The following is a 645-nucleotide window of genomic DNA, read 5'->3' as shown; positions in this document are numbered from 1 at the left end:
CCCTGTCCGGCATAGCTGATATTTTCAGGGTCATCAAAAACACCACGTATCACCGCACCTGACTGCTCACCGGATGTAATGGTGGCTGACGTTCCCATGTACCCGCGTATCGTTTCATCGGCGCGGGCAATGGCAGCATCGAACAGGTTATCGAAATCAGCCACAGCGCCTCCCGTTATTGCATTCTGGCCAGGCCGCGCTCTGTCATTTCGGCTGCCACACCGGCAGAGACACGAAACGCCGTTCCCGGCAGCACAAATGCCACAGGTTCATCCCGCGTGGCGTGAAGTGCATCAGTATGCAGCTTCACCAGTGCCACGACCGTGACCAGTTCAGACGTATCCAGAATCACGGTATCCGGCTGCGCTGATCCCACCTCATTTTCATGTCCGGTCAGCACATTTTCCCGGCTGAGAGGGGTGTCCTGACCGGCAGTTTCATCCGTGTCATCAAGCTCCTCTTTCAGCTCTGCCACACGGAGCGCCAGTTCTTCTTTCGTCCCCGTCAGGCTGACATCACGGTTCAGTTGTTCACCCAGCGAGCGGAGACGGGCAATCAGTTCATCTTTCGTCATGGACTCCTCCACAGAGAAACAATGGCCCCGAAGGGCCATGATTACGCCAGTTGTACGGACACGAACTCATC

At 56.3% G+C, this 645-nt stretch carries 2 protein-coding genes; both read right to left on the bottom strand.

Features of this window, described 5'->3' with window-relative positions; genetic code table 11:
- A partial coding sequence (locus tag ACLJRM_RS44230) for a head-tail joining protein (RefSeq protein ID WP_139532899.1) occupies window positions 1-164 on the bottom strand: 164 nt, incomplete at its 3' end.
- A gap of 11 nt (window positions 165-175) precedes the next feature.
- Window positions 176-574: a DNA-packaging protein FI gene (locus tag ACLJRM_RS44225; protein ID WP_000158919.1), complete on the bottom strand. Its 399-nt coding sequence runs from the start codon at window positions 572-574 to the stop codon at window positions 176-178.
- Between the last annotated feature and the right edge of the window lie 71 nt (window positions 575-645).

The sequence above is a fragment of the Amycolatopsis sp. lyj-84 genome (genome assembly GCF_046549075.1).
In the GTDB taxonomy this organism is placed as follows: Bacteria; Actinomycetota; Actinomycetes; order Mycobacteriales; family Pseudonocardiaceae; genus Amycolatopsis.
This window is presented reverse-complemented; position numbering and strand designations above follow the sequence as displayed.